The sequence below is a fragment of the Arthrobacter sp. ov407 genome (genome assembly GCF_900102895.1).
Classification (GTDB): Bacteria; Actinomycetota; Actinomycetes; order Actinomycetales; family Micrococcaceae; genus Arthrobacter.
This window is the reverse complement of sequence record NZ_FNGD01000019.1, coordinates 1-24,996: the sequence shown is the minus strand read 5'-3', so window position 1 is coordinate 24,996 and position 24,996 is coordinate 1. Positions and strand designations below refer to the sequence as shown.

Sequence of the window (24,996 nt, the reverse complement as noted above, 5' to 3'; positions counted from 1 at the left end):
GGTCAAATCCGGCCGCGCTCCACCTTGGGGCTAGAAGATTCATCTTTCGAGCCAGCCGCCGCTGGTGAGCGTAGTATGACGGCCATGGCCAAGGCAGCGGTTGAGGTCACGGCCCCCGCCGAGGCGGTGCCGTATTCAGCACTGGACACCGTCTTCTTCGTGGTGGGCGGCATCTCGGCCGTGTGGCTGACCTCCCTGCTGGTGCAGCTGAGCTTCCAATGGGGCTGGGCTCAGGTCTGGTTCCTCTTCATCTTCTGGGGCTTGCTCGCCTATCTGGTCCTCCCCCGGCTGCACCGGATCCTGACCCGGCTCTATGTTCCCGACTACTTCATCGGCCGGGCGCGCACCAGCGACGGGCTGCTGGGAGATCCCGTGAACGTGGCCCTGCTGGGAACAGAACCGCAGATTCACGGCGTGATGCAGTCCGCGGGCTGGACTCTGGCCGACGACGTGACGCTGGCAAGCAGCAGGCGAATCGTTTCCTCCACCCTCCGGCGCCGCAGCTATCTTCAGGCCCCGGTCAGTCCCCTGTTCCTGTTCGGCCGCCAGCAGGATTTTGCCTATCAGCTGGAAGTCGACGGCACCCCAGGCAAGCGGCACCACGTCCGTTTCTGGCGCTGCCCGCCCGGCTGGCTGCTGCCTGGCGGGCTGGCCGTCGACTGGCTGGCCGCCGGCACGTATGACCACAGCGTCGGGCTGTCCCTGTTTACCCTGCAGATCACCCACAAGATCGATGAGAATACCGACGCCGAACGCGACCATGTGGTCGGAGCCATCACCGAAGCCGACCCCGCGGCCGGGCTCCGGGTGATTCGCGACTTTTCAACCGGCTATCACGCGCGCAACGGCGGCGGCGACACCATCATTACCGACGGTGATCTCCCGATCGTCGATCTCCGCAACATCGCCGCGGCGCCGGACGTGAAGGTCTGGCCTCCGAGCGACGGGCCCCCGAGCGACAGCCGCAACAGGCGTCCGGCGGCCACGATTGTCGGGGCGGTCTTCGTCGGTGCACGCGCTGCGGCGGCTGCCCTGCTGGCCATGTCCATGGTGCTCTTCAAGGACGCGCACGTAGGCTCGCTGATGCAGCCTGTGGCCGGCCCGGCCGTCACGGAGGCGCAGGCGGAATTGGCCGTCACCGCCGCCACGGTGGTTGTCCTGCTCTTTGCCCTGGCCGAGATCCTGCTGGCCTGGTTTGTGTTCCTCGGCCGACACTGGGCCCGGACGGTGGCCATGGCCCTCAGCACCGTGGCCATCGGCCTTCAGGCGTTCGATGTCTTCCTCGGCGGTCCCGACATCACGCTGCAGTCAAATCTCCCCGGCCTGGCCCTGGACATCCTGCTGCTTCTGGCGCTCTCGAGTAAACGGTCCCGCGACTATGCCCTGCGCCCCCGCAAGGAACCCAAGCGGGATTCCAGCCGGCCCGGGGGCCGGGCACCGTTCTAACACTCCAAGGATCCGGGAGGCCTTGACAGCCCTCTTGCTGCGGGAGCTAGATGTTCAAGAGCCGACAACCACCGCAGGATTCGCAGCAGAGGAGCGGACATGAGCGAAGACTCACAAGCGCCGGAGCGCGCCCACAGCGAGACTCCCGCCGAGGGTGATGCAACGGCTGAACCCTTTGACGACCGGGCCCACTCCCAGGATCCGGCAGAAGGCCCGGACATCGACGACGAGCCGGACGCGGTGCCTTGACGGTCCCCCGTGCCCCGGCCCCTTCCCCTGCCCGCGAATTCGCCGGAAACCTGCGAGCTCGCCGGAACTTTCCGGCGAACGGGCAGGTTTCCGGCGAACACGGTGCCACCAGGGGAGCTTGGCCATTCAGTGCGTCCCCGTTCAGGACACGGGGGCGTCCTCAAACGGTTCGCGGGCCGGGGCAGTGGCAAGCGGACCGGCGTCGGACGGGTAGATCATGTGCGCCGGTGCCTTCGAGCTTCGCTTGGCGAGCGGATAAAACACGAGAGCGGTGACCACCAGGCCCACCAGCCAGGAGATGTCGGCGCCACCGAGCATCTTGGTCATCGGTCCCGTGTAGAGCGTCTGGGCGAGGAACGGAATCTGGACAAGAATGCCGACGGCGTAGGAGAGTAGCGCGGTCTTGTTCCATCGCCCGTACCGGCCGTCAGGATCGTACAGCGCAGGGATGTCCACCTTTTCCTTGGAGACGAGGTAGTAGTCCACGAGGTTGATCGAGCTCCAAGGAATGAAAACCATGAGCAGGAGCAGGACGAAGTTCTTGAAGTTGGCGATGAAGTCCGGCGAAGCCAGTACCGCGATGAGGACGGAGAGCCCGATGAAGGCGATCACGTAGACCAACCGGGTCCGGGATGGCGCCGTCGATTTGCGCGTGAACGCTGTTACGGAGGTCAGCATCGTCATGTATCCGCCGTAGGCGTTGAGGGTGTTGACGGTCAGTTTGCCAGTCACGATCACCAAGTAAATGACGACGGCGATCAGCCCGCCGCCGCTGAGGTTGCCAAGGAAGGCCACCTGACCGTCGAGAAACCGCTGGCCCTTGGGTAGCGCCAGGGCAGCGAACAGGGCGCCGAGCGTCATGGACCACTGCGATCCAAGCACCGTACCGAAGAACGCGGCGAGGAAAGTTCGGCGGGGCGGAGTGCCAGACGGCAGGTATCGGGAATAGTCGGCGACGTATGGGCCGTACGTCAGCTGCCACCCGGCCCCGAGGGAGACGGCAAGGAGGAACGTGGGAAATTCGAAGCCACCGGAGCTGAGCAGCGCGCCGACGTCGTGGCTGGCGAGAAGCCTGATGCCCAGGTAGGTGAAGCCAAGGACGCCGACCACGGTCGAAATCCGGCCCATCAGGTGGATGTATTTGTAGCCCAGGGTCGCCACCAGCACGGTCAAGGCCCCGAAGATGACCATGCCCACGGCCGGAGTTCCGGTGTGCGTGATCTGCTCTACGGCCTGCCCCGCCAGAACAGTTCCGGTGGCCGCGAAGCCGAGATACATGATGATGACCAGCACCAAGGGGATCACTGCTCCCAGGACGCCGAACTGCGCACGGCTGGAGATCATCTGCGGGAGGCCAAGCTTGGGTCCCTGCGCCGCGTGCAGTGCCATGACGGCCCCGCCGAGGAGGTTGCCGACGAGCAGTCCGAGGATCGCCCACAGGGCATCGGCGCCGAAAAGCACCGCCAGCGCTCCGTCCACAATTGCCGTGATCTGCATGTTCGCGCCGAACCATAGGGTGAATTGCTGCGCCGGTGACCCGTGACGTTCGTGTTCCGGGACGAAGTCAATGGAGCGGCGCTCGACGCGCGGCTCTCCTGTTCCGGTTTTTGTAGTGGCCTGCATGACTATTCCTCACATTGAGAATGGATCCTGACGAAGTCGTGAGTACATCTGAGCACGGCGCGTGAGCTGCATCACGGCGAAGTTCCAATCCCCGTCCGGAATTTCAGACAACTAGCCGGCCCTCCCCGGTCCGCGAAATCGCCGGAAGCCTGCGAGCTCGCCGGAACTTTCCGGCGACTGGGGAGGTTTCCGGCGGCTTCGGCGCCGGCCAGCCCTGCTACTCGCGTCTCCTATCGCGGGCCGGCGCGTCCTTCCCGAACCAGGCGCTGACCAGCAGCCCCCCTCGCTAGACAGGGAGGCGGACGTTTCGACGTCCAGGACCTATATACCTAGAGCTACTACGTTTGATACCTTTCAGTTCTAGGTATAGGAGGCGCAGTGCGCATTGATAAGGACTTGGTCGCCGCTTCAGCCACGCCACTTGTGCTGGGTATCCTTGCGGACGGCGACCTGTACGGCTACGCAATCCTCAAGCGGGTCAGTGAACTCTCGGGCGGCGGCATGCAGTGGACCGACGGAATGCTCTACCCGCTGCTGCACCGGCTCGAGCGGCTCGGTTACGTATCCTCGCTGTGGGGTACGTCCGACGCCGGGCGCCGGCGCAAGCACTACACAATCACGCCGGCGGGCCTGGACGCCCTCGCCGACCGCCAGGAGCAGTGGACCGTCGTCGCAGACGCTCTGCGGCAGGTGTGGCACACCGCTCAAGGGCCCTCAGCCGCGCGGGAGGGATGGGCGTGACGGCGCCCCACGCTGAGCTGGAGGCCCAGATCGACCGGTGGCGCGGATACGTTCAGCGGAACCGGGCGATCTCCCCCGCCGACGTCGACGAGCTGGAGGACCACCTGCGCGAGCAAATAGCCGACCGGCAGGCGACCGGGCTCGATGACGAGGAGGCCTTCCTCGTCGCCATCAAGCGCCTGGGCAACCTCGACGCCGTCTCACGCGAATTTGCCCGCGAGCACTCCGAGCGGCTGTGGAAGCAGCTCGTCCTGGTGCCGGAGGGCTCCGACAACACCGACGCGTCCCGATGGCGCGAGCTGGCCGTCGTTCTCACACTCGCGGTCGGCGCCGGTGTGGCGGTCAAGGCCGGCTCTGCCTGGATCGACGACGGCGCGGCCCTGATGCGCAACCTGGGCCTGCTCGTCTTCCCCTTCCTGGCCGCGTACTTCGCGTGGAAGCGGCGCTTCACCGCGGCGGTGGCGGCGACACTGACCGTCCCGTTTGCCGCACTGGCGGTCGCGCTCAACCTTTACCCGTTCGCCCCCGGCGGCGCCACCGGGATGCTCGCGGCCCTGCACGCCCCTGTCATCCTGTGGCTGCTGACCGGGGTGGCCTACGTCGGCGGCAGGTGGCGGTCCGACAAGCGACGCATGGACTTTGTCCGATTTACCGGCGAGCTCGCGATCTACTACACGCTGCTGGCGTTGGGCGGCGCAGTCCTGATCGCCCTCACACTCGCGACCCTCCGGGGCATTGGCGCCGACTTCCAACCGGTCCTGGAGGAATGGATCCTGCCGTTCGCGGTGCCAGGGGCTCTCGTGGTCGCCGCCTGGCTCGTCGAAGCCAAGCAGCAGGTCGTGGAAAATATCGCCCCCGTCCTCACCCGCGTATTCACGCCCCTGACCATTGCCATGCTGCTGGTCCTCCTGGCCGTGCTTGCCGCCGCGGGCGGCGTCGCCGGCATCGACCGCAACCTGCTCATCCTCATGGACGCGATCCTCGTGCTCGTCCTCTGCCTGCTGCTCTATTCGATTTCCGCCCGCGACCCACTCGCCCCTCCCGGGCTGTTCGATGCTCTGCAGTTGGTCCTCGTCATCGCGGCCCTTGCGGTCGATGCCGTGATGCTGGCCGCGATGCTGACCCGTATCGCCGAATTCGGCTCCAGCCCCAACAAGATCGCCGCGCTCGGCCTGAACCTGCTGCTGCTGGTGCACCTGTTGCGCGCGGCCTGGCTCGCCGTCGAATTCCTGCGCGGCCGGCTTCCGTTTGCTGCGGTCGAGCGCTGGCAAACGCGCTACCTGCCGGCCTACGGCGCCTGGGCAGCGGTCGTCGTCGTGATCTTCCCGCCCATCTTCGGCTTCGTCTGATCAGCCCGCCTCTCAAGAGCCAGCGGCGCCCCTCAGTGGCCTAGCCCGCCGGCGAAGCGGGCGATGGCGTCTTCCGGCGTGGGCACGGGACCGAAAAGCTCTCCCTGGCGGCTCGTGTTGGCCACGTATCGGCCGCTGTCGAACCAGGCCGCCATGGCTCCCATGTCGCTCATGCGCGGGGCAGATTTTCCGCCAATCTTGCCTGCGGCGCGGAGAAGTCCGGTGGGCATGGACAGGACCCTGATTTTCTTGCCCGTCAACCGTGACGCCAGAGCGGCGGCTTCGCGCATGCTGATCGGGCGCGTCCAGCCCAGATCGATGCGTTCCCCGTCGGCGATGTCCGCGTCGACTGCTTCCGCGAGATAGGTCGCGAGGTCGCTGGTCAAGACGAACGTCAGCGGGACGCTCCCGGAGCCGAGCCAGATGATGCGACCCTTCTCGAACGGGTCACCGCCTATCTTGGCGATCTGGTCGAAAAATGCCCCAGGACGGAGCGCGACGAAGGGGACGCCGAGTTCTTCCAGCTTGTCCTCGGCGAGCTTCTTGTGCCAGAAATGCGGCACGTTGGGTGTCTGGTCACTCGTGAGGATGCTAGTCAGCACGAAGCGCGACACCCCGGCTTTGCCGGCGGCAATGGCGAGATTGGCGTTGCCGCGCGTGTCGATCTCGTAGGCGTTCTTGTTCTTCCCGGTGTAACCGGCCGCCGTCGTGATCACCGCCGCGGTGCCGGTCATCGCGACGACGAGCGAATCGAGGTCGAGCATATCGCCGCGGGCTATCTCGACGCCCTTGGCCTCGAGTTTGGCCGCATTCGAGGCCGGGCGTACAAGCGCGCGCACCTTCTTACCCCGGGCAAGAAGCCGGTCGACGACCTGGCCGCCGAGCCATCCCGTGGCGCCCACTACCAGGACAGGTTCCTGTTCAGACATTGTCTTCTCCTAAAAATTCTCTCGCCTAGTCGGACCCGTTCCAGAGCCGCCGCCACCAGGACCGACTAGGTTCCGGTTCCGGCGGGGCAGCGGCTGCCGCGGCGGCCCGGCGCCCCCGCCAGCGGTCCAGTTCGACGTCGACGTCGCGCGTCTTGGTGATCACCGGCGGCCCGCCCTGAAGCTGCCGCCGGGCGTCGATCACCCGGGCGTTGAAATCCTCCACGATCTCGCGGACCTGTTTTTCGCTGAACTGCGCATCGAGCCGGGCATCAAGCTCAGCGTCCTCGCTGCGGAGCAGGATCGCCTTCGGGCCCAGGCCGGAGATGTTTTCCCGCTGGATCAGGCCTTTAACCCACCAGTCGGGGTCATACGCATCGCCCAGCCCAGGAATGGGTTTGCCGGCGTACTTGAGGTTGTCGAACTTGCCCTGCGCCATGGCGTCCCGGATCAGGTACTCGGCCTTGGCCGCGTCGTCTACTTTGGCGCGCTTTTGCCGCAGCTCTTCGTCGGCGGCGTTGAGCTCGTCGTTCTCCTGGGCGGTGCTGCCCGAGGTCCGCACCGCCCGGAGTTCCGCGGCACGCTCCACCCGGCGCCGGAACGCGCTGCCGGACCCACTTACGCCGCTGCTCATCAGCCACCTCCGTCCTCGCCTGCCAGAATCGCGGATCTGCTTTCCAGTATGCGGAACAGCCGGGCGGTGGCAAAAGGCCTGTGCAGCGGTGTCGCTCAGGGCGTGGCCAGCCCGCGTCGAGACGGGATCCTTACACTCCCGCAACCCAGTGTTAACCCACTTGTGCGAAACTGGGGACTTCGGATAGAACTAAGCACCTTTCCCGTCCCCTTCTGCACCGCAGATCCCGAGGAGTTGCAGCCGTGAACAGCCAAGACCACAGCGCGTCCGGAAGCCCCCAACAAACCAGCCGCGAGCAAGCGGCACAGGACCAGAGCAGCACGCACGTCACCCATGTCCGCGAAGACGTGGCCATGACGGGACGGTGCGCCAACGTCCACCTGCCGACCGGGCGCACCTGCACCTTGCCCGTGCGCCACCCCGGCTCGTGCAACTTCGTCGGGCCCGAGGACGCGGAAAACATCGCAATGCACTAGAGGGCAAGGCACTAGGCCACAGGGCGAGGGCTAAGGGTCGGCTGCCGCCTCAGGCCCCTTCGAGGCAGAGGATGAAGCCGGGGAACACGTGCCGGCCGGGGCTTCCGCCCACCTCGTCGATGGCCCGGCGGATCTCCTGGAGTTGCTCGACGGTCATCTGCAGCGGCGGTTCGTCGGGTTGGTAGGCGGTGAAGATCGGATAGTCGACGCCGGGCTCCCGCGACATTTCGATGTGGCAGCCCAGGACGTGGGTGACGGGGTGCGTGCTGCAGAACCCGATCAGCCGGTCGATGGTGCGGACAAACGCGGCCCAGTCCTGGATGTACAGCCGGCCGGGATAGACCGTGTCTCCGGTGAGGAGGAACCCGGTGTGGGGATCGTAGAACGTGACCGCCGCGTTGTGGTGCCCCGGGCTGGGCCAGCACTCCAGGACGCGTCCGCCCAAATCCACCTGTGCCGGCAGAGCGGCTCCGCCGCCAAACCCGCCGTCGCCGTCGTCGCCAAACTCGCCGCCGTCGTCGCCGGAAGCACCGGAAGCTCCTGTGAATCCGAAGAATTCCCACGCGCTGTCCCGGTCCGCGTCCACCACAACTGTGCCGGGGCGGCCGGCGAACTGGGCGTCGCCCGCAACATGGTCGCCATGCGGATGAGTGTGGAGGATAAGGAGCCGGTAGCCGTCGCGGGGATGCGCGGCCAGCCACGTGTCCACGAGGCCGTCGACAACGCGGCGCAGGGGGAAGAAGTCCGCGGACGCGGTGGCGCCGGTATCGATGAGCACGGCCCGGGCGTTGCCGAACAGCAGGAACATGAACGGGGCCTCGTAGTTGACCGCCATGTTCTGGCGCAGGATGAACGTGTGGTCATCGTAGGCGTGGACCTGGATGTCCGGGTCCGTGTTGTGCTTCGCGGATTCTGATCCGTGGATCCAGGAAACGTCAAGACCACTGGGTTCTGAGACGCCTGCGGTGAAGTCGATCAGCTCCGGGGGCGTGTCCATGCGTTCTCCTGTGTGCGTCAGCTCTGGTGGCGGGGTGCGGCGGACGTCGGGTCCGCCGCACCACCACTCCATGATGACCGGTTCCGGCGGCGCCGGCACAGGCCGCGCCGACACGACGGTACCGGACGCGCCTCAACCGATGGCGACGACGGACAGTTTGCTCAGGGTGACGTCCCCGCCGTCCGCCACGAGGCAGACGGTTCGGCCGCCGGGGGCCGGAAAGACCAGATCCGTAATGGTGCTCTCACCGTGCTGGGCAAACACTTCCACGGAGCAGTGATCCAGCACGATCTCCAGGGCCAGCACGCCGTCGCGAAGGGTCACCGGGCAGGACTCGACGGACGGAAACAGCGGATGGAAGCCCGCGTTGCCGGAGCCTGTTCGGTCCACTGCCAGGTCCCCGCCGGCCGCGTCATAACGCAGCGTCGTCTGGCCCGTGACCTCGCCGGCGGGCCCGGTTTCGCGGAAGTCCAGACCAAAGCGGCGGGCGGTACCCGCCAGGAATTCCGCCCGGATGATCAGGGCCTCGCCGGACGAGGAGCTGTGCACGGGGCGCGAGGAATCCTCCACCGTCACGGCAGTAGCAAGTCCAAAGACCCTGCCCTGGGACTCCGCCAGGTCCGGCAGGACCGGCTTCTGAATGAGCTGCGGCCGGCCGCCGACCATGGCCAGGCTCAGTTCCCGTGCGAGCGACATCGCTGACCGCCAGGGGCCGGTGGGCGTCTGGTTTGCATAGTCCCAGTTGCTCATCCAACCGATCACGATGCGCCGGTTGTCCGGGGCGTTGCTGAAGGACACTGCCGCGTAGTAATCCCTTCCCCAGTCGAGCCACTGGTAGTCGCGCAGTGTCGGCGCCGAAGCGCCCGGGGCTGGCGCGGCAGCCAGGAGGTGATCCGCGGTGAAGCGAACGCCGTCGAACTCGCCGATGAAGTACTGGCCGCCTGAGCCGCCGGCGACGGCGCCCGGATTGATATTGACCGTCAGGACCCACTTGACCATGCCGGCGTTGCCGTCCACGGGCAGGGCAAAGAGGTCCGGGCATTCCCATTCCCCTCCGGTGGCGTGGGCCGGGCCGAACTCGCTCAGGTATTCCCACTCCCGGAGGTTGCCGGAGCGGTACAGGAGGACGGTGTGGTCGTGGGCTTCGACCGCGACCATGACCCAGTACCCTCCGCGGTCGCCGTCGTACCAAAAGACCTTGGGATCGCGGAAGTTGGCGGTGGACCGGCTCAGGACCGGGTTACCCGCGAACTTCGTCCAGGTCATGCCCTGGTCGGCGCTGTAGGCCAGTGACTGGGCCTGGGTCCCGGCCCGGGGTGAGCCCTCCTTGTACGCGCTTGTGTAGACCGCCACCCACGGCGGGGCGTCAGCGGTGCCGAGTCCGGAGGTGTTTGCGGTGTCGATCACGATGCTGCCCGAAAAAACGTCCTCATCGGCGTCGGCGGCAATGGCGACCGGATGTTCGGCCCAGGACACAAGGTTCCGGGAGGTTGCGTGGCCCCAGGACATGTTGCCCCAGACGTTGCCGTGCGGGTTGTTCTGGTAGAAGAGGTGGTAAGTCCCCTCCGAAAAGACGAGCCCGTTGGGGTCGTTCAGCCAGGTGTTCTTCGCGGTGTAATGCAGGACGGGTCGGCCGGGCACGGGCTGGCCGTCCACGGCAGTTCCACTCAGTGTCTGTGTCTCGGTCATCGCTGTTCTTTCACGAAGTCGGGGTCAGGGTAAGGGCTGCCAGGAGTTCGGCGCTGGACGGCGGGTTTGCACCGCTTCGTCCCACCGTGATGGCCGCCGCGCGGGCGGCCGTGCCGCCCAGGCGGGCCAGGTCCTCGGAGTCGAAACGCGCTGGCGCGTCGCTGATGAGCCCTGCGATCAGCGACGCCATGTAGGCGTCGCCGGCACCCACGGTGTCCACCACGGCTGCCGGGGCCGCCGGGATGTCCACCGCGGCAATTGCAGAGCGCAGGTGGGATCCGTCTTCTCCCACGGTGACCACGGCCAGTGCGGCGCCGAGGTCCAGGATCCTGGAGCTGACCTCTGGGGCCGATTGCCCGGGGTAGAGCCATTCGGCGTCCTCGTCGCTGAGTTTCACAACAGTGGACATGGCGGCAAATTCCTCAAACCAGGCCAGGGCCTGCCCATGGCTACCCAGGAGCGCCGGGCGGATGTTCGGGTCATAGGTGATAAGGCACTGACCGTAGAACAGCTCAAGCAAGTTCAGCACGCGTTGGGCGCCCGGCTGCAGGAACGCGGCCAGCGAGCCGGTGTGCAGGGCCTTCGGCAGGAAAGTCGGATCGATCCGGGGAAGGGACCATTCGAGGTCGAAGTCGTAGCGTGCGGCGCCTGCCCCGTCCAGGACGGCGGTGGCCCGGGAGGTGCGGGGCAGCCGTTCCGCACCAGGCATGATCCGGACCCCGGCGGCGGCCAGGTGCTCGTGGATGCGCCTACCGTGCTCGTCCGGCCCCAAAGCGGTGAGCAACGCGGTGTTGACCCCGAGCCGGCCCAGCCCGTAGGCGACATTCATGCCGGATCCGCCGGGAAATTCGGCGGCACCGCCAGGGGTCTCGATGATGTCGATGAGGGATTCCCCGACGACGACGACATCCGTTTCAGGGCAGGGGGGAACTGGGGTGCTGCGCATTTTGTGGTCCTTGGAAGGTTGGGCGCGTCCTCTATTGGACGCGCTCGAGGTCAGGCGTTGGCGCGTGTAGCTGAGTCCGGTGCTGCTCTACTCGAAGCGCCCTTAGGTTTTGGGGAGGCGACGGAATCGCGAAGAACCATGGGACAGGGAAGAACGGTCGGGTGGGCGGCGAACAGGGTCAGGTCTGTCTTGCCTTCGATCGCGGCGATGAGATTCCTGGTGGCCCAGGCCCCCATTTCATAGTGGGGCAAGGCCACTGTGGTCAGCCCAGGGTAGAGATTTTCTGCGATGAGTTGCTGGTTGTCGAACCCGACGATCGAGAGATCCGCCGGGATGTGCAGTCCGAGCTCGCCGGCCGCACGGTAGGCGCCCATGGCCATCCGGTCGTTGTAGCAGAACACGGCAGTCGGCCGGCTCCCGGGGCTGAGGAGCCGCACCGCTGCCTCGTATCCGCCGATCACTTCCGAGTGCTCGGACTGGACCAGCTCCGGGTGGAACGGCAGACCGGCGTCGGCGAGGGTCTTCTTGAAGGCAGTCAGGCGTGAGTGGGTGGCGGGAACGTCGTCGGTGTTGTTGATCATGCCGATCCGGGTGTGTCCGGCGTCGATCAGTGTCTGGACGGCGGCCCGCGCCCCACCTTCTTCGTCCGGAATCACCGAACAAACGGCCTGGCTGATGTCCTCGGAGTCGACCAGCACGGCGGGAAGGCCTGTCAGGTTCTTGGGGACGCTGAGTTTGCGGTGGTACATCGTGGCGTAGAGGACGCCGTCCACCTGGCGGTCCAGCAACGCCGCAACATCCTGTTCGCGGGTGTCCACGGAGCCGGTGCTTGCGGCGTTGATGATCATGATGTTGTACCCGTGGGCCCGGGCGGTCTCTTCGGCGCCCAGGATGATCCTGCCGGCATGCGGCGTGGTGGCGATTTCCTCGCTGATGAACCCGATCATCCCGGAGCGCTGTGTCCGCAGTGCCTGCGCCAGCCGGTTGGGCCCGTACCCCAGCCGCCGGGCGACCTCCTGGACCCGTTCCCTGGTCTCGGTGCCGACGCGGGCGTAGGCCACGTCGTTGAGAACGTGGGAGACCGTGGTGACAGAAACACCGGCGGCGGCTGCTACGTCCTTGATGCCGATTGCTTTGTTAGTCATTGATCTCCCACGTCCTCATGGTCTTGTTGCTGATTCTACGCGCGGCTTTTTCGTCCCAGAGCCCGTGCTCCGGCCAGCGGGTTGCTGGGCCACAAGTGCCTGTGCCGCCTGGAAACCGACCGTGGGTGTGGCCCTAAAGGCGTTAGCAGCCCTATCTGCGATAACTTGGGCGTCACTTCCGGAGTCAAGGATCGTGTTCCGAGCTGATTCGGAATCGACCATGACGGCCGTAACGGCAAGGCCATCCGAAGCCTCGGTCGTCAACAGAGCGTCCACCTGAGCCGAGAAGCAGGAGTCACTTGACTTGGAGTGAACGTCCATCGCCACCACGTGGTTGTTGGAGACGAAGTTGCCAACCCCCGCCATCAGCCGGATGATGACAGGCGTCGCACCTGTCGGCCGGATGCTCTGTGAGTCGATGATCTGGGAGAAGTGGTTGCCGACGACAGAGTTGTTGCTGCCGCTGACACAGAGAAGTCCGTAGAGGTCGTTCAGTCCGTTGTCGACTCCCAGGAAGGGCGTCCAGGGCTCATGGTCACGCAAGAAGTGATTCGTGGCCACGAGGTTCTCCGAACTATTCGCTGCGAGAATCAGCATCCCAGGGTAGAACGAATGCAAACGGTTGTTGGTGACGCTTGAACGCGTGACGCCGTCGAGATGGACGCTGCTCGCACCACGGGGGAAGACGTTGTTCGCGGTTATCAGGAGCCCGCCATGGTTCTCGGCGTAGATCGAGTGACCCTTGAAGCCTGCTCCGACCAAGTTGTCGGTGATCTTTGATGCCTGTCCCCACCCGCGCAGCTCGATGCAGCTTCCGCATTCAGCGATGAAGTTGTCGTGAACGGAAAGCGCGTCTGCGTTGTAGATAGTGAGAGCGTTCTCAAGGTAGACAAACCCCATGCCGGTTACGCGGAATGAGTCATTGGCGTTCGCGACATAGATACCGGTCTTGCCGTTGACGTAGGTGTTCTCCGGATGCATCCCCGAGCCATCCGAGTTGAAGTGCAACCCGTCGATGCAGAAGTTGGAGAACTCGACCGAGCTGATCCGCGGGCTCCCGCTTCGCTCAACGTAGAAGGCGGCTCCCTTGGATTCCTCCCCGTCTCCGCCGAGGGGAATGTCGACGAGAATGCGACTCCCTCCGGGCCACAGCTCATGCAAGTCGGGCCATTCGTCTTCGGGAACGTTGAACCGGATGCTCGATGACGTAAAGCCGTGTCCCGAGCCATGGATCCTGAGGAAGCTGACGTCGATCACCACCTGCGTACGAAGGTGGTAGTCCCCGGGCGGAATGTAGATCACCGCGCCCGGCTTTCCTCCATTGTTCGCATCGGTGACCGTCTGCCGGTCCTTGATGTCGGCGATGATGCTGTTGATTACTTCACCGACGTCCTCGGACGGATTGCCGACGGGCCACGTAGTCACGTCGTAGCAGTTGTTGCTTGACATAGGATCTTCCCTTTGTGCTGTGGTTTCTCAGCCCTTGACGGCGCCGAGCGTCATGCCTGCGACGATCTTGCGCTGCAAGAGAAGAGTGAGAAGGATGACGGGGATCGAGAACACGGCCGCCAGTGCGGTCATGGATCCCCAGTCCAGTCCGAACTGGGTCTGGAAGTTGGCGATGACCACCGGTGTGGTCTGCGAGCGGACCGCGGTCATCAAGAGGGCGAAGAGGAACTCGTTCCAGGACGCGAGGAAGGCGAAGATCGCGGTGACCGCGATGCCGCCGGAGACCACCGGGATCACCACCCGCCAGAGGGCGCCGAGCCGGCTGCAGCCGTCGACCGTGGCTGCCTCCTCGAGATCCCTGGGCACGGCCTCGAAGAAGCTGGCCATAAGCCAAATGGAGAGCGGCAGCGAAATCGTGGTGTGCGCGATCGCCAGGGCAATCGGCGTGTCCGCCAGGCCCGCGGAGGCCATCATGGACGCCAACGGAATGCCGATGGCGACCGGCGGGACCATCCGGGTGACCAGGGCGGCCATGATGAAGACCTGCCCGCTGGGAGTCTTGTACCGGGTGATGCCGTAGGCGGCCGGGACTGCGAGGACCAGCGAGAGCAGGGTGCTGATCACCGCCGTCTGGACGCTGTTGATCATGGACGCAAGCACACCGCTGCGGCCGAGGGCCGACGTGTAGTTCTCCAGCGTCCACTCCCTGGGCAGGATGGTGGGCGGGACGGCGATCGTGTCGATCGGGGTCTTGAAGGAGGTCAGGACCAGGTACACGAACGGGAACCCGTAGACCACAAGGGCTGCGGCGAGGATGATCCACAGCAGCGTCCGGGTGCTGCGCCTGCCGGCTTCGAGACCTTCCCTGTTCCGGCTCCGGCGTTTCCGGGTGAGTTCCGGCGCGGGCTGCCCGGCGGTACCAAGATGGGACGCGGCGGAGACGAAACCCGAGTGACGGGGGCGGTAGTCCGTTGCCGGCTGGCCGGCGTCGGGCTTGGTGGTGGATTGGGCGCTCATCAGCTGTCCTTTCCGGGTCGCCAGATGGTTGTCACGGCCACGAAGGCGACGGCAAGCATGGCGATCAGGTAGATGGTGCCCATGGCGCTAGCCAGGCCGGGATCGCCGAAGCGAATCATGGTCCGGTAGATCAGCAGGCTCATGGTCTCGGAGGCGGAGTCGGGCCCGCCGTTAGTTTGGATGAGGATGGTATCGAAGGCCCGGGCGGCGTCGATCCCGCGGACCACCAGCGCCACGGCGATCACGGGCCGCAGCAGCGGCAGGATGATCCGGAACAGCAGCGACGGTGCCTTGGCGCCGTCGAGCCGCGCCGCCTCGATCAGGTCCCCGGGGATGTTCTGGAGGCCGGCGAAGAGCACCAGGCACATGAACGACGTCGTCAGCCAGATGTCCGGAATCGCGACGGAGAAGAGGACGATCGAGGGATCAGACAGCCAACCGATCTGGTTCGGGTCGGACAGGATTCCTGCCTGGTGCAGCAGGGTTCCCACGAGCCCGAAGTTATCGATCATGAGGAACTTCCACAGCAGGCCGGCCACAATCGGGGCGATCATGAGCGGGTAGAGGAAGAACGTACGCCAGACCTGCGACTGCTTGCCCAGCATGGTGAACAGCAGGGCCATGCCCAGGCCGAGAGCGAATTCAAGGCTGACGACGATCAGTGTGTAGGCAAGGGTCCGCCATCCGGCGGACGTGAATGCCTCGGAGGAGAACGCCTCGGCATAGTTCGCGAGGCCGATGAATTCCCGGGAACCGCCCACGATCGGGGAAATCTTGAAGAAGCTGTCGGTGACGAGCCGGACCAGTGGGTAGGCGACAAACACGGCGAGGAACACGGCTGCCGGGGCCATCAGGAGAAGCGCGAAGCGGCGATCAGGGATACGCACGGGAGTCTCTTTTGTTCGGTGACACTTGGTGGATCTTCGTGGCCGGCACCGCTCCAGGCGGGCGCCGGCCACGAAGGGCTTACTTGATCAGGTCCTGGACCTTTTTCTTGGCCTCGGCGAGCAGCGCGGCGGTGTCCCCACCGGCAACTGCCTTCTGCAGCGTCGGCACCAGTACGGTGTCAACGATCTGCTGCCACTTCGCGGTGGAGGGGCGGGTGGCCGTGGCGTCGGCGCTCAGGGTCTGGATCAGGGGCTTGAAGCTTTCGTAGCCGGGCTTGTCCTGGTACTTCTCGAAGGCCGACATGCGCGCGGCGAGGCCCAGGGTGGACTCGATCCCGAGGTCGTTGTGGTCGTAGGCGCACTTGATGAACTTCTTGGCGTTCTCGGCGTTCTTGGTGGCCTTCGGGACGGAGAGGTACCAAGGACCGGGGATGCCGGCGACCCCGGCGGATCCGCCGATCATGGCCGCGGTGCCCACCTTCCCGAATACAGGAGCATCCTTGGGGATCTGGCGGTAGGCGTGGGCCCAGAACCGGGTCATCGCCGTCTTGCCCTGGTTGAACAGGTTCTGTGCCGCTGCCCAGTCCACCTGGGCCGCGCCTGTCGGGGCGGACTTGACCAGGCTGGTGTAGAAGTCGAGGGCTTCCTTGTGGGCGGCGTTGTCGATGATGACGTTGTTGTTGGCATCAAGAACCATCGGCGAGCCCGCCTGGAGCACGTGCGCCATCCATTCGGTCTCCACGGCGCCCTTGACATCGGTGCCGTACATTCCGTCCTTCGTGAAGAATTCGGATATCTCTTTGTACTGCTTCCACGTGGTGGGCGCGGCGAGGTCGTACCCGTACTTGGCCTTGAAGTCCGCCTTGTTCTTGGCGTCCTCAAACAGGTCCTTGCGGTACAGGATGATTTCGGAGTTCGTCCAGGCCGGCATGCCGATGAAGTGCCCGTCCACCTGGGCTTCCTTCACGAGGGCCGGAAAGATGTCTTTCTTGGCCTCGGCGGTGAACAGCTCGTCGATCGGCTGGACAGCATCTTTGAAGTTCGGCAGCCAGACGGAGTCCAGGGCTGCGACGTCAAAGGAGACGCTTCCGGAGGAGAATTCGCTGGAAAGCCGATTGAAGAGCCCGTCGTAGGGCAGTTCAACGAAGGTTGTTTCAAGGCCGGTTTCGGCCTTGCACTTTTCTGCCACTCCGGCGAGTTCGGCGTGGCCACCGGCCTCGACGAGGACGGTGACGGCCGAGGTGGCGTTGCCTGGGGCGGCTGCTGGGCCCCCAGCCCCGCAGCCGGTGGCGGCCAGCAGGACAGCCGTGGAAAGGCTGCCAATGCCGGCAAGCCTGGAGATCGCTTTTCGAGAGGACATCGCTGTCGGCTCCCTTTCTCTTGAACGGAAACTCAGAGATCGAATGGGGTTGAAAAATCGTTTTGCTAAAACGACTTGGCACCCAGAGTAAGGAATTCCGATTCGGCGTGTCAAGCGTCACACCAAACAAGTCTTCGCTATTGACAGCCCCACTGGCAGCAGCCGTAAGGTGAGGCCCAGCTGCTTGAGGAAACGTTTTTGCACCAATTGGCGGATTTGGCAGTTTTTGGCAACGACCCTTCACGTCGTGGCACGTCGTGGCCACGACCGCCCTTGTCCACGCCAGGCCGCGGCGAACACGGTGACGTCGGCCGTCGCGGCACTCCTGCGGCGTGCGCCTTGGTCCGCAGACCTAAAACGGGCCGCGTAATCTAGGAACTTTTCCATACTTTCGGCGATGGCCGCTGGATAGCATGAGGTGTGTCCGGACAAAGCAGTCCGGGCGGGTGCCAATGTCAGAAGGAAGCCCATGGCCGCAGCTACAGTGGACGACATCCTCGCGGATCTCCCCCTCGGTTTCGCCAGCCTGATGCTCCGGCCGTCCCGCACGGACGCGGCGATCGAACGCTTTCTGATCGTTGACGCCGACGACGAAACTTACGACGGCGGGTCTGCGTTTGTCCTGCTGATCGGCGTGCGCGGACGCTCCGCCTTGCCGGCAGTGCGGCGCCTCCTGAAAAGCCCTCCCCTGGTCTTGGCCGTCAAGGGCAGCCAGGAGGAACTGGCGGAAGCGGCAGAGCTGCTGCGCGCCGCCGGAACAGGCCTGCTGCTGGTGGACCCGGCGGCAGACTGGGACCGCCTACTGTCCATCGCCAAGGACCGGATCCAGCCGCCCAGCTACCAGAGCGAAGTACTGACCCTGCTCGAAGAAGACCTCTTCGCCATCGCCCAGACCACGGCCCGCCTGACCTCCAGCCACGTGGTGATCGAGGACGCCGCCAACAAGGTCCTGGCCTACTCCACGGTCACCAACGCCATTGACGAACTGCGCAAGGCCTCGATCCTGGCCCGGCGCGGGCCGCGCAAATACGAACTCCTGCTCAAGGACCTCGGCGCCTACCGCGAGCTGCACCGGACGCGCCTGCCGGTCCGGGTTCCCGCCCGGCCCCAGGACGGCCTGCGGGAGCGCGTCGCCATCAGCCTGTTCGCCGGCGACCGCATCATGGGCTACATCTGGCTCCAGGAAACCGGTGCCGGCTTCGGCGACGACGTCGACTACGTGCTCACCGGCTCGGCCGCGCGGGCCTCCGCCGAGCTGATCCGGTACCGCAACCAGCAGTCCGTGCACATGCGCGAGGACCGGATCGTGCGCCTCCTTTCGGGTCCCGCGGAGGCGGCGGCGAGCGCGCACAGCGAGAAGATCCCAGCGGACCGTCCCGCTGCCCTGATCCTGGTTGGCCTGTCGGCGTCCGAAGCCCAGGAGGACGACGCCGCACTCAAACACGGCGAGCTGGCCAACCTCGCTTCCATCCATGCGGCCGCCTACAAACCCTCGGCCATTGTGGGGCAGTTTCACGGCGACACCGCCGTGATCCTTCCCGGGCTCCAGTCCGCCAACGCCGGGGGCCGGGCTGCGGAGCGTGGCCGAGGCAATCGTCAGGGACGCCAGCAAACACCTCGGCATCAGCACCTTTGCCGCCGTCGGCCCCACCGTCCCCGATCTGCTCTCCATCCATTCAGTGACCGGAATATCCGAAGCGCTGCTGGCCTGCATGCGCCGGTCCGGCGAAGCCCCGGTGGCCGAGGTGGACGACTTCGAAGCCGAGATCCTCTTCCACGACGCCGTGGAGAACTTTACGACGGCGGCCTTCCGGCACCGCAGCCTCTGGGCCCTGCTCCGGGATGACGCGGAACTGGCCGTAACCCTGCGTGCCTTCTTCGACGCGTCACTCGACGTGGCCGAGTGCGCCAAGCGGATGCAGCTGCATAAGAACACCGTCTACTACCGGATCGGCAAGGTCAGCCGGATCACCGACCTGGACTTCGGCAATCCCCGCCATTCGCTGGTCGCGCTGCTGCATGTGCAGGAATGGGCCGGCACGCAGAAGGAGCACGTGGGCCAGAAATGATGACAACACTTGATTCGCCGCCGCTTGGCCTACTACTGGATGACATTGTCCGCAGCCACCGGCCCCGGACGGAAGCTGGGTCAGTTCCAGCAAACATTCCCCACCTGCAGTCCCCGCCGTTCGACCGTTTCGGCATAGCGGTTGCCACGACGTCCGGGGAAGTATTCAGTTCCGGCGACGCCGACCTCCCGTTCTCCATCCAGAGCATCTCCAAGGTCTTCACGCTGGCGATGGCCCTCAGCGCCGATGACTCCGGCTCGTTGTGGTCCAGGGTCCTGCGCGAGCCGTCAGGGACCTCCTTCAACTCCCTGGTCCAGCTTGAAGTCGAGCACGGGATCCCGCGGAACCCCTTCATCAACTCGGGCGCCCTGGTGGTCACCGACCATCTGATGGAAAGATCTCCCGACGCCGCCGCTCAGGTCCTGCGTTTCCTCACCGGCCAGGTCGGTCAACCGGGTCCTTTCATCGACGAGATCGCCGCAAGGAGTGAACTCTCCAGCAGCAGCCGCAACCTGGCCCTCGCCCACTTCCTGAAGGAATTCGGCAACCTGCGGCGGCCCGCACAGGCAGTGGTCGAGAACTACGTCAGGCAGTGCTCAATCATGATGACCTGCGTGGAAGTCGCCAAGGCGGGTCTTTTCCTCGCGCAGGATGGTCGTGGAGTACAAGGCGCGGTGATCTCCAGGAGCGAGGCCAAGCGCATCGGCTCCATCATGCTGACCTGCGGCATGTATGACGCAGCCGGCGAGTTTGCCTACCGCGTGGGACTTCCGGGGAAAAGCGGTGTAGGCGGCGGCATCCTGGCGATCGTCCCCGGCGAGTGCGCCATCTGCGTCTGGAGCCCGCGGCTGGATTCCAAAGGAAATTCCCTGGCAGGCACGGCGGCTCTCGCTGACCTGTCCGACCGGACCGGGTGGTCGATTTTCTGATCTGACGCCCGGCTGTCCCCACAATCTCCCTCCAGAACCCCATTTAGATCTCTGACAGATCGAAAGGAACACCCATGTCCAACAACCCCAATGACGAGGTTGGCTTGTACCAGGCCGATGGCGGCCACGCCCACGCTTCGGATGCCCTGATCCACGCGGAGGACTCGGGCTATCACAAGAGCCTGAAGCCCCGGCAGATCCAGATGATCGCGATCGGCGGGGCCATCGGAACCGGCCTGTTCCTGGGCGCCGGCGGCCGGCTCAACGCGGCAGGCCCGTCACTGGTCATCGCCTACGCTGTCTGCGGCTTCTTCGCGTTCCTGATCCTGCGCGCCCTGGGCGAACTGGTGCTGCACCGGCCCTCGTCAGGATCGTTCGTGTCCTACGCCCGCGAATTCTACGGAGAGAAAGCCGCGTTCATCTCCGGCTGGTTCTATTGGATCAACTGGGCCACCACCACCATCGTGGACATCACCGCCGCGGCCCTCTACATGAACTTCTTCGGTAAATACATCCCCTGGATGGGGGCCGTACCGCAGTGGGCGTGGGCGCTGATCGCCCTCGTCGTGGTCCTCTGCCTCAACCTCGTCTCCGTCAAGGTGTTCGGCGAGCTCGAGTTCTGGTTCGCCCTGATCAAGGTCGCGGCCCTCGTCGCGTTCCTGTTGGTCGGCACCTACTTCGTCATGTTCGGCACCCCCGTGGAAGGCCAGGAAGTCGGATTCAGTCTCATCACCGACAATGGCGGCCTCTTCCCCAACGGCCTGCTGCCCATGATCATCCTCATGCAGGGCGTGCTGTTCGCCTACGCCTCGATCGAACTGATCGGTACCGCCGCCGGCGAAACCGAAAACCCCGAAAGGATCATGCCCAAGGCCATCAACTCCGTGGTCTTCCGGATCGCCGTCTTCTACGTCGGCTCGGTCATTCTGCTCGCCCTGCTGCTGCCCTACACCTCGTATGAAAAAGGCGTCAGCCCGTTTGTGACGTTCTTCGGATCCATTGGTATCCAGGGCGTGGACGTCATCATGAACCTCGTGGTCCTCACGGCCGCCCTGTCCTCGCTGAACGCCGGTCTATACTCCACCGGCCGCATCCTGCGTTCCATGTCAGTGGCCGGATCGGCCCCGAAGTTCGCCCAGCGGATGAACAAGGCCGGCGTCCCCTACGGCGGCATCGCCATCACCGCCGGCGTCTCCCTCCTCGGGGTCCCGCTGAACTACCTGGTCCCCGGCCAGGCGTTCGAGATCGTCCTGAACGTCGCCGCCGTAGGCATCGTCGTCACCTGGGCCACCATCGTGCTCTGCCAGATCCAGCTCAAACGGTGGGCAGACAAGGGCTGGCTTGAGCGCCCCTCTTTCCGGATGTTCGGAGCCCCCTACACCGGGTACCTCTCCCTGGTATTCCTGCTCGGCGTGCTCGTCATGGTCTTCATCGACTCCCCGCTCACGCTGCTGGTGACCCTGGTGGCCTGCGCGCTGATGGTAGGCGGCTGGTACGCCTGCCGGAAACAGATCCACGACATCGCCGAAACCCGCGACGGCTTCACGGGCGCCGCGCCCGTGCTGGCCAACCGGACTCCAATTCGCTAATCGAACATCTCTTTGCCGACTAGTCCCACAACCCGACACACAACGTGAAAGCCTCCATGAAGCCACGAAACCCGCTAAGTCCCGGCCGAACTAGCACGCTGCAGGAACTCGACCCGCCAGCCGCAAACAATGGCAAGCCGCCGGCGTCGAACGACAGTTGCGAAGACGGCTGCTTCTTCTGTACCGGACCGGAAACAGACTAGGCACCACCAACCGCTCCGCTGACTTCAGCGGACATGCCATGCCCGCCAACCAACCTAAGAAGACAAGTAGTGATGAAAACGGAGTCTGCATCCACAATGACCGCAACCGACACGCACCCAGTTGAAGGCGACACCATCAAACCCCTGCAGACGGCCCCAGCGGCCATCTTGGACAACGTCAACGGCGCCAGCACCCTCAGGTCCGCCGGCCACGTGATTGTTGATTCGCTCATGGCGCACGGGGTGGAACGCACCTTTGTTGTCCCGGGGGAAAGCTTCCTGGACGTCCTCGACGGGCTGCACGGCTCGGACATCGAAACTGTAGTCTGCCGACACGAGGGCGGCGCCGCGTACATGGCCGAGGCCGACGGCAAGATGAACCAGCGCCCCGGCGTCGCCATGGTCACCCGGGGACCCGGGGCTGCGAACGCCCACGTGGGCCTGCACACCGCCTGGCAGGACTCCACGCCGATGCTGCTCTTTGTCGGGCTGATTCCGTTTGCGCACCGGGACCGTGAGGCGTTCCAGGAGTTCGACATCAAGGCGTGGTTCGACACGGGCGCCAAACGCGTGATGGTCCTCGACCACCCCGAGCGGGCCTCCGAGATCGTCGCGGAGGCAATGTTCGCGGCCATGAGCGGCCGTCCCGGGCCAGTGGTGGTGGGCCTGCCGGAGGACATCATCCGCGTCCAGATTGATCCGGCCCTGCACCCGCCCATCCCGGTGGCTGCAGGCGGGATGAGCAGCACGGATGCCGGCGCCCTCGCCGAAGCCCTGGCACAGGCCAGAAAGCCGCTCTTTGTCACCGGCGGGAACGACTGGACCCAGGAAGCAGCCGGGGAGCTCACCCGGTGGCTCGAGAAGCACCATATCCCGGCCGCGGCGGAATGGCGCACGCAGGGGACCGTCTCCTTCGACTCCCCCAGCTATGTGGGACCGATCGGCTACGGCCGGCCCCGGCCCACGTACGATCTCCTGGAGGAAACCGATCTGCTCGTTTTCGTCGGGACGGTCCCGGGGGACGTGATCACGGACGGCTTTGTCTGCCGGCAGGACTGGAACAAGAAGAACTTCCTGGTCAGCATCGATCCCTCGCTGCGCGGCCGCTCCGGCCCGGTCTCCCGCCAGATTCTGGCCAAGCCGGAGGCTTTCGTCCGGGATCTGGTGAACATCGACTTGCCCGTCAAGGAGGAATGGAAGGCGTGGACGGCCCGGATGCGCGCCGAGCAGCAGTCCTTCGCCAGCCTGCCGCCGTCGGCCCCGGGCGACGGGCCCGCGAAGATGGACACGCTGATGGCGAACCTCGTGCCGCTGCTGCCGGAGGACGCCATGGTGACGTTCGGGGCGGGCGAGCACACCAACTGGGCGCACCGGTACTTCCCCACCCGGCGCTACGCCTCGATGATCAGCGCCCGGAACGGCTCCATGGGGTACTCGGTGCCCTCGGCCATCGCCGCCTCGCTGGCCAGCCCGGAGCGGCGGGTGGTCACCATCGCCGGCGACGGGGAATTCCTCATGAACGGGCAGGAGCTCGCCACGGCCGCCCAGTACGGAGCCACGCCGCTCATCATCGTGATGGACAACCAGGAGTACGGCACCATCCGCACCCACCAGGAACGCCACTACCCGTCCCGGGTGTCGGGGACCCAGCTGAAGAACCCCAATTTCGGCATGATGGCCCGGGCGTTCGGCGGTTTCGGCATCACGGTCACCGAGGACAAGGACGTGCCGGCCGCCCTGGAGGCTGCCTTGGCCGCCATCGACCGGGACGGCGTGTTCGCCCTGGTCCACCTCGTCGTCGAACAACGGGTCAAGGCCTACTAGATTCCGCCCTGACTAGATTGCCCACGGAAGACCTAGTAACACCCGGTTGCGCTATCAGTCCTGGTCGTCATTCGGCGTTGTGATGTCTCACCTCATCGTTGACACTTCATGTCTCAACTGATCGTGGACAGTTCATGTCTCAGGACTTCGTGGACGGCTGCTTGGTGGGGCCGTTGCGGCTGATGTAGACGGTTCCCTTGGGCGGGCGCGGGTGTTGGATGATTTCCGTTCCGCGGGCGTCGAAGAACATGATGGTTTCGTCGTCGTAGAGGATGTGGATCTGTTCTCCTGCGTGGTTCGTTCCGATGTAGAAGTGCATTCCGATGACGGTGACTTCGCCCTGACGCCCCACCTTCCGTTGCACGCTCTGGCGGGGTGCGGGTTTGCGGGTTTCGGGGGTCGGGGGCTCTGGCGGCAGGGCTGTCGCGGTGGCGTTCCAGGCCTCGGCCGGGGTCGTGCCGGGCGGCAGCGCCTGGTGTTCACGCTCGGTGTTGTAGTACGTGTCGAAGACATCGACACGGGCCTGTAGCTCGGCGATGGTCCCGGCCCGGGGATGGCGGTTCAGGTAGGTGTGCAGGGTCCGGTGGAAGCGTTCGTTCTTGCCCTGGGTGGTGGGTTTGTAGGGTTTGCCGGTGATCGGCACGACGCCGAGGGTTTTGAGGTATTCCACCAGGGCCCCGGTGCGGCCCCTCCGCGTGGGATTGAACGCTGCCCCGTTGTCCGACAGGAACTTTTGGGGCACTCCGTGGCGATCGATAGCTATTCGCACCACCCGGAGGGCCGCCTCGGATGTCTCTGCGTCTGCGACCAGAGATGCCAGTGCCAGGCGGGAATGATCATCGATGAGCTGGAAAATGGCCACCGTGGCTCCGCCGGCCAGCAGCCACTGCGTGGAGTCGATCTGCCAGCACCCGTTGGGTTCCGGATAGACGAATCTTTGGTAGGCGCTGCGGGGTTTCTTCCCCGGTTCCGGGACCACGACTCCCGCCCGGGTAAAGATCCGGGCCAAGGTGGCACGTGATGGCGGACGGACCCCCTGGCGTCGCAGTTTTGCGGCGACGCTCAGCGGTCCGTGGTCATAGCCGAGGCTCTTCAGGGACTCCCGGGTCGCGAGAGCCAGTTCCGCCATCGAGGCATCGACCTTAGCCGGGCTGGCCGCCGGCCTGGTCGAGGCCGTTCCCATGGCTCTGATCGGCCCCACGGCGGCAGCCGCGGCCCGGACCTTGTAAAACCAGGCCCGGGACACCTTATGACGCCGGCAGAACCGTGAAACCGCACCCCTCTCGGCGTCGTCAGGCCATGTCGCCACCAAATGCCGGATCTTGATATCGGGGTGCATTTTGCTCATGACCCGAGCAAAACCGGTCCGAGTGTCCACGATGTCCTGAGACACACTGTCCACGATGTCTTGAGACAGAAATGTCCATTAAGTCATGAGACTCAATAGT

At 65.2% G+C, this 24,996-nt stretch carries 22 protein-coding genes; 10 read left to right on the top strand and 12 right to left on the bottom strand.

Going from position 1 to position 24,996, the window contains the following annotated elements; genetic code table 11:
• Window positions 1-75: 75 nt before the first annotated feature.
• The gene (locus tag BLS42_RS18830; RefSeq protein WP_090583878.1) at window positions 76-1,446 is read left to right on the top strand and encodes an LssY C-terminal domain-containing protein; all 1,371 of its coding nucleotides are present in this window, start codon (window positions 76-78) and stop codon (window positions 1,444-1,446) included.
• Window positions 1,447-1,545: 99 nt separating this feature from the next.
• The gene (locus BLS42_RS20340) at window positions 1,546-1,695 is read left to right on the top strand and encodes a hypothetical protein (protein ID WP_176803547.1); all 150 of its coding nucleotides are present in this window, start codon (window positions 1,546-1,548) and stop codon (window positions 1,693-1,695) included.
• 141 nt (window positions 1,696-1,836) lie between these two features.
• Here BLS42_RS20340 and BLS42_RS18825 read toward each other — a convergent pair whose 3' ends face one another.
• A complete protein-coding gene (locus tag BLS42_RS18825; RefSeq protein WP_090583877.1) occupies window positions 1,837-3,318 on the bottom strand; it encodes a purine-cytosine permease family protein in 1,482 nt (493 codons plus the stop codon).
• Between the two features lie 378 nt (window positions 3,319-3,696).
• Between BLS42_RS18825 and BLS42_RS18820 the strand changes: the two genes are divergently transcribed.
• Window positions 3,697-4,059, top strand: a complete 363-nt coding sequence (locus BLS42_RS18820) for a PadR family transcriptional regulator (protein WP_090583876.1) — start codon at window positions 3,697-3,699, stop codon at window positions 4,057-4,059.
• Window positions 4,050-5,408, top strand: a complete 1,359-nt coding sequence (locus BLS42_RS18815; protein ID WP_090583875.1) for a permease prefix domain 1-containing protein — start codon at window positions 4,050-4,052, stop codon at window positions 5,406-5,408. The genes BLS42_RS18820 and BLS42_RS18815 overlap by 10 nt, the downstream gene beginning before the upstream one ends.
• 32 nt (window positions 5,409-5,440) lie before the next feature.
• On the opposite strand, the gene BLS42_RS18810 is transcribed toward BLS42_RS18815, so the two are convergent.
• Window positions 5,441-6,337 (bottom strand): SDR family oxidoreductase, encoded by an 897-nt coding sequence (locus tag BLS42_RS18810; RefSeq protein ID WP_090583874.1) that lies wholly within the window; start codon window positions 6,335-6,337, stop codon window positions 5,441-5,443.
• Window positions 6,338-6,362: 25 nt separating this feature from the next.
• Complete coding sequence (locus BLS42_RS18805) at window positions 6,363-6,968, bottom strand: DnaJ family domain-containing protein (protein WP_090583872.1); 606 nt, start codon at window positions 6,966-6,968, stop codon at window positions 6,363-6,365.
• Window positions 6,969-7,210: 242 nt separating this feature from the next.
• Between BLS42_RS18805 and BLS42_RS18800 the strand changes: the two genes are divergently transcribed.
• The gene (locus BLS42_RS18800; protein WP_090583871.1) at window positions 7,211-7,444 is read left to right on the top strand and encodes a hypothetical protein; all 234 of its coding nucleotides are present in this window, start codon (window positions 7,211-7,213) and stop codon (window positions 7,442-7,444) included.
• A gap of 49 nt (window positions 7,445-7,493) precedes the next feature.
• On the opposite strand, the gene BLS42_RS18795 is transcribed toward BLS42_RS18800, so the two are convergent.
• The 8 genes from BLS42_RS18795 to BLS42_RS18760 all read right to left on the bottom strand — a co-directional run bounded on the left by BLS42_RS18795 (window position 7,494) and on the right by BLS42_RS18760 (window position 16,934).
• The gene (locus tag BLS42_RS18795; RefSeq protein WP_090583869.1) at window positions 7,494-8,441 is read right to left on the bottom strand and encodes an MBL fold metallo-hydrolase; all 948 of its coding nucleotides are present in this window, start codon (window positions 8,439-8,441) and stop codon (window positions 7,494-7,496) included.
• A gap of 132 nt (window positions 8,442-8,573) precedes the next feature.
• Window positions 8,574-10,130, bottom strand: a complete 1,557-nt coding sequence (locus tag BLS42_RS18790) for a glycoside hydrolase family 32 protein (protein WP_090583868.1) — start codon at window positions 10,128-10,130, stop codon at window positions 8,574-8,576.
• Between the two features lie 10 nt (window positions 10,131-10,140).
• A complete protein-coding gene (locus BLS42_RS18785) occupies window positions 10,141-11,076 on the bottom strand; it encodes a carbohydrate kinase family protein (RefSeq protein WP_090583866.1) in 936 nt (311 codons plus the stop codon).
• Between the two features lie 50 nt (window positions 11,077-11,126).
• On the bottom strand, window positions 11,127-12,221 hold the full coding sequence (locus BLS42_RS18780; RefSeq protein WP_090583864.1) for a LacI family DNA-binding transcriptional regulator: 1,095 nt from the start codon (window positions 12,219-12,221) through the stop codon (window positions 11,127-11,129).
• Window positions 12,222-12,236: 15 nt separating this feature from the next.
• Complete coding sequence (locus BLS42_RS18775; RefSeq protein ID WP_256336579.1) at window positions 12,237-13,670, bottom strand: right-handed parallel beta-helix repeat-containing protein; 1,434 nt, start codon at window positions 13,668-13,670, stop codon at window positions 12,237-12,239.
• A gap of 27 nt (window positions 13,671-13,697) precedes the next feature.
• A complete protein-coding gene (locus BLS42_RS18770) occupies window positions 13,698-14,687 on the bottom strand; it encodes a carbohydrate ABC transporter permease (protein WP_256336578.1) in 990 nt (329 codons plus the stop codon).
• Window positions 14,687-15,574, bottom strand: a complete 888-nt coding sequence (locus tag BLS42_RS18765) for a carbohydrate ABC transporter permease (protein WP_090583862.1) — start codon at window positions 15,572-15,574, stop codon at window positions 14,687-14,689. The genes BLS42_RS18770 and BLS42_RS18765 overlap by 1 nt, the downstream gene beginning before the upstream one ends.
• 79 nt (window positions 15,575-15,653) lie before the next feature.
• On the bottom strand, window positions 15,654-16,934 hold the full coding sequence (locus BLS42_RS18760) for an extracellular solute-binding protein (protein ID WP_090583861.1): 1,281 nt from the start codon (window positions 16,932-16,934) through the stop codon (window positions 15,654-15,656).
• Between the two features lie 469 nt (window positions 16,935-17,403).
• Here BLS42_RS18760 and BLS42_RS18755 point away from each other — a divergent pair, with 469 nt between their 5' ends.
• From BLS42_RS18755 to BLS42_RS18740, 5 genes are all read left to right on the top strand, one after another.
• Window positions 17,404-18,780, top strand: a complete 1,377-nt coding sequence (locus tag BLS42_RS18755) for a hypothetical protein (RefSeq protein WP_256336577.1) — start codon at window positions 17,404-17,406, stop codon at window positions 18,778-18,780.
• Window positions 18,680-19,003, top strand: a complete 324-nt coding sequence (locus tag BLS42_RS20680) for a helix-turn-helix domain-containing protein (protein WP_256336575.1) — start codon at window positions 18,680-18,682, stop codon at window positions 19,001-19,003. Before BLS42_RS18755 ends, BLS42_RS20680 begins: the two co-directional genes overlap by 101 nt.
• Window positions 19,000-19,932 carry a glutaminase gene (locus BLS42_RS18750; RefSeq protein WP_090583859.1) on the top strand — a complete coding sequence of 311 codons (933 nt, stop codon included), beginning with the start codon at window positions 19,000-19,002 and terminating at the stop codon, window positions 19,930-19,932. Before BLS42_RS20680 ends, BLS42_RS18750 begins: the two co-directional genes overlap by 4 nt.
• Before the next feature lie 74 nt (window positions 19,933-20,006).
• A complete protein-coding gene (locus BLS42_RS18745) occupies window positions 20,007-21,521 on the top strand; it encodes an amino acid permease (protein ID WP_090583858.1) in 1,515 nt (504 codons plus the stop codon).
• A gap of 299 nt (window positions 21,522-21,820) precedes the next feature.
• Window positions 21,821-23,548 (top strand): thiamine pyrophosphate-dependent enzyme, encoded by a 1,728-nt coding sequence (locus BLS42_RS18740; RefSeq protein WP_090583856.1) that lies wholly within the window; start codon window positions 21,821-21,823, stop codon window positions 23,546-23,548.
• Window positions 23,549-23,687: 139 nt separating this feature from the next.
• Here the strand turns inward: BLS42_RS18740 and BLS42_RS18735 are convergent, their stop codons facing one another.
• Window positions 23,688-24,896 carry a DDE-type integrase/transposase/recombinase gene (locus BLS42_RS18735; RefSeq protein ID WP_090581216.1) on the bottom strand — a complete coding sequence of 403 codons (1,209 nt, stop codon included), beginning with the start codon at window positions 24,894-24,896 and terminating at the stop codon, window positions 23,688-23,690.
• Window positions 24,897-24,996: the final 100 nt, after the last annotated feature.

Coding starts and splice junctions, on each gene's coding strand:
- BLS42_RS18830 (WP_090583878.1), top strand. CDS start 76: ATGACGGCCATGGCCAAGGCAGCGGTTGAGGTCACGGCCCCCGCCGAG.
- BLS42_RS20340 (WP_176803547.1), top strand. CDS start 1,546: ATGAGCGAAGACTCACAAGCGCCGGAGCGCGCCCACAGCGAGACTCCC.
- BLS42_RS18825 (WP_090583877.1), bottom strand. CDS start 3,318: ATGCAGGCCACTACAAAAACCGGAACAGGAGAGCCGCGCGTCGAGCGC.
- BLS42_RS18815 (WP_090583875.1), top strand. CDS start 4,050: ATGGGCGTGACGGCGCCCCACGCTGAGCTGGAGGCCCAGATCGACCGG.
- BLS42_RS18810 (WP_090583874.1), bottom strand. CDS start 6,337: ATGTCTGAACAGGAACCTGTCCTGGTAGTGGGCGCCACGGGATGGCTC.
- BLS42_RS18805 (WP_090583872.1), bottom strand. CDS start 6,968: ATGAGCAGCGGCGTAAGTGGGTCCGGCAGCGCGTTCCGGCGCCGGGTG.
- BLS42_RS18795 (WP_090583869.1), bottom strand. CDS start 8,441: ATGGACACGCCCCCGGAGCTGATCGACTTCACCGCAGGCGTCTCAGAA.
- BLS42_RS18790 (WP_090583868.1), bottom strand. CDS start 10,130: ATGACCGAGACACAGACACTGAGTGGAACTGCCGTGGACGGCCAGCCC.
- BLS42_RS18785 (WP_090583866.1), bottom strand. CDS start 11,076: ATGCGCAGCACCCCAGTTCCCCCCTGCCCTGAAACGGATGTCGTCGTC.
- BLS42_RS18780 (WP_090583864.1), bottom strand. CDS start 12,221: ATGACTAACAAAGCAATCGGCATCAAGGACGTAGCAGCCGCCGCCGGT.
- BLS42_RS18775 (WP_256336579.1), bottom strand. CDS start 13,670: ATGTCAAGCAACAACTGCTACGACGTGACTACGTGGCCCGTCGGCAAT.
- BLS42_RS18770 (WP_256336578.1), bottom strand. CDS start 14,687: ATGAGCGCCCAATCCACCACCAAGCCCGACGCCGGCCAGCCGGCAACG.
- BLS42_RS18760 (WP_090583861.1), bottom strand. CDS start 16,934: ATGTCCTCTCGAAAAGCGATCTCCAGGCTTGCCGGCATTGGCAGCCTT.
- BLS42_RS18755 (WP_256336577.1), top strand. CDS start 17,404: ATGGCCGCAGCTACAGTGGACGACATCCTCGCGGATCTCCCCCTCGGT.
- BLS42_RS18750 (WP_090583859.1), top strand. CDS start 19,000: ATGATGACAACACTTGATTCGCCGCCGCTTGGCCTACTACTGGATGAC.
- BLS42_RS18745 (WP_090583858.1), top strand. CDS start 20,007: ATGTCCAACAACCCCAATGACGAGGTTGGCTTGTACCAGGCCGATGGC.
- BLS42_RS18740 (WP_090583856.1), top strand. CDS start 21,821: ATGACCGCAACCGACACGCACCCAGTTGAAGGCGACACCATCAAACCC.
- BLS42_RS18735 (WP_090581216.1), bottom strand. CDS start 24,896: ATGAGCAAAATGCACCCCGATATCAAGATCCGGCATTTGGTGGCGACA.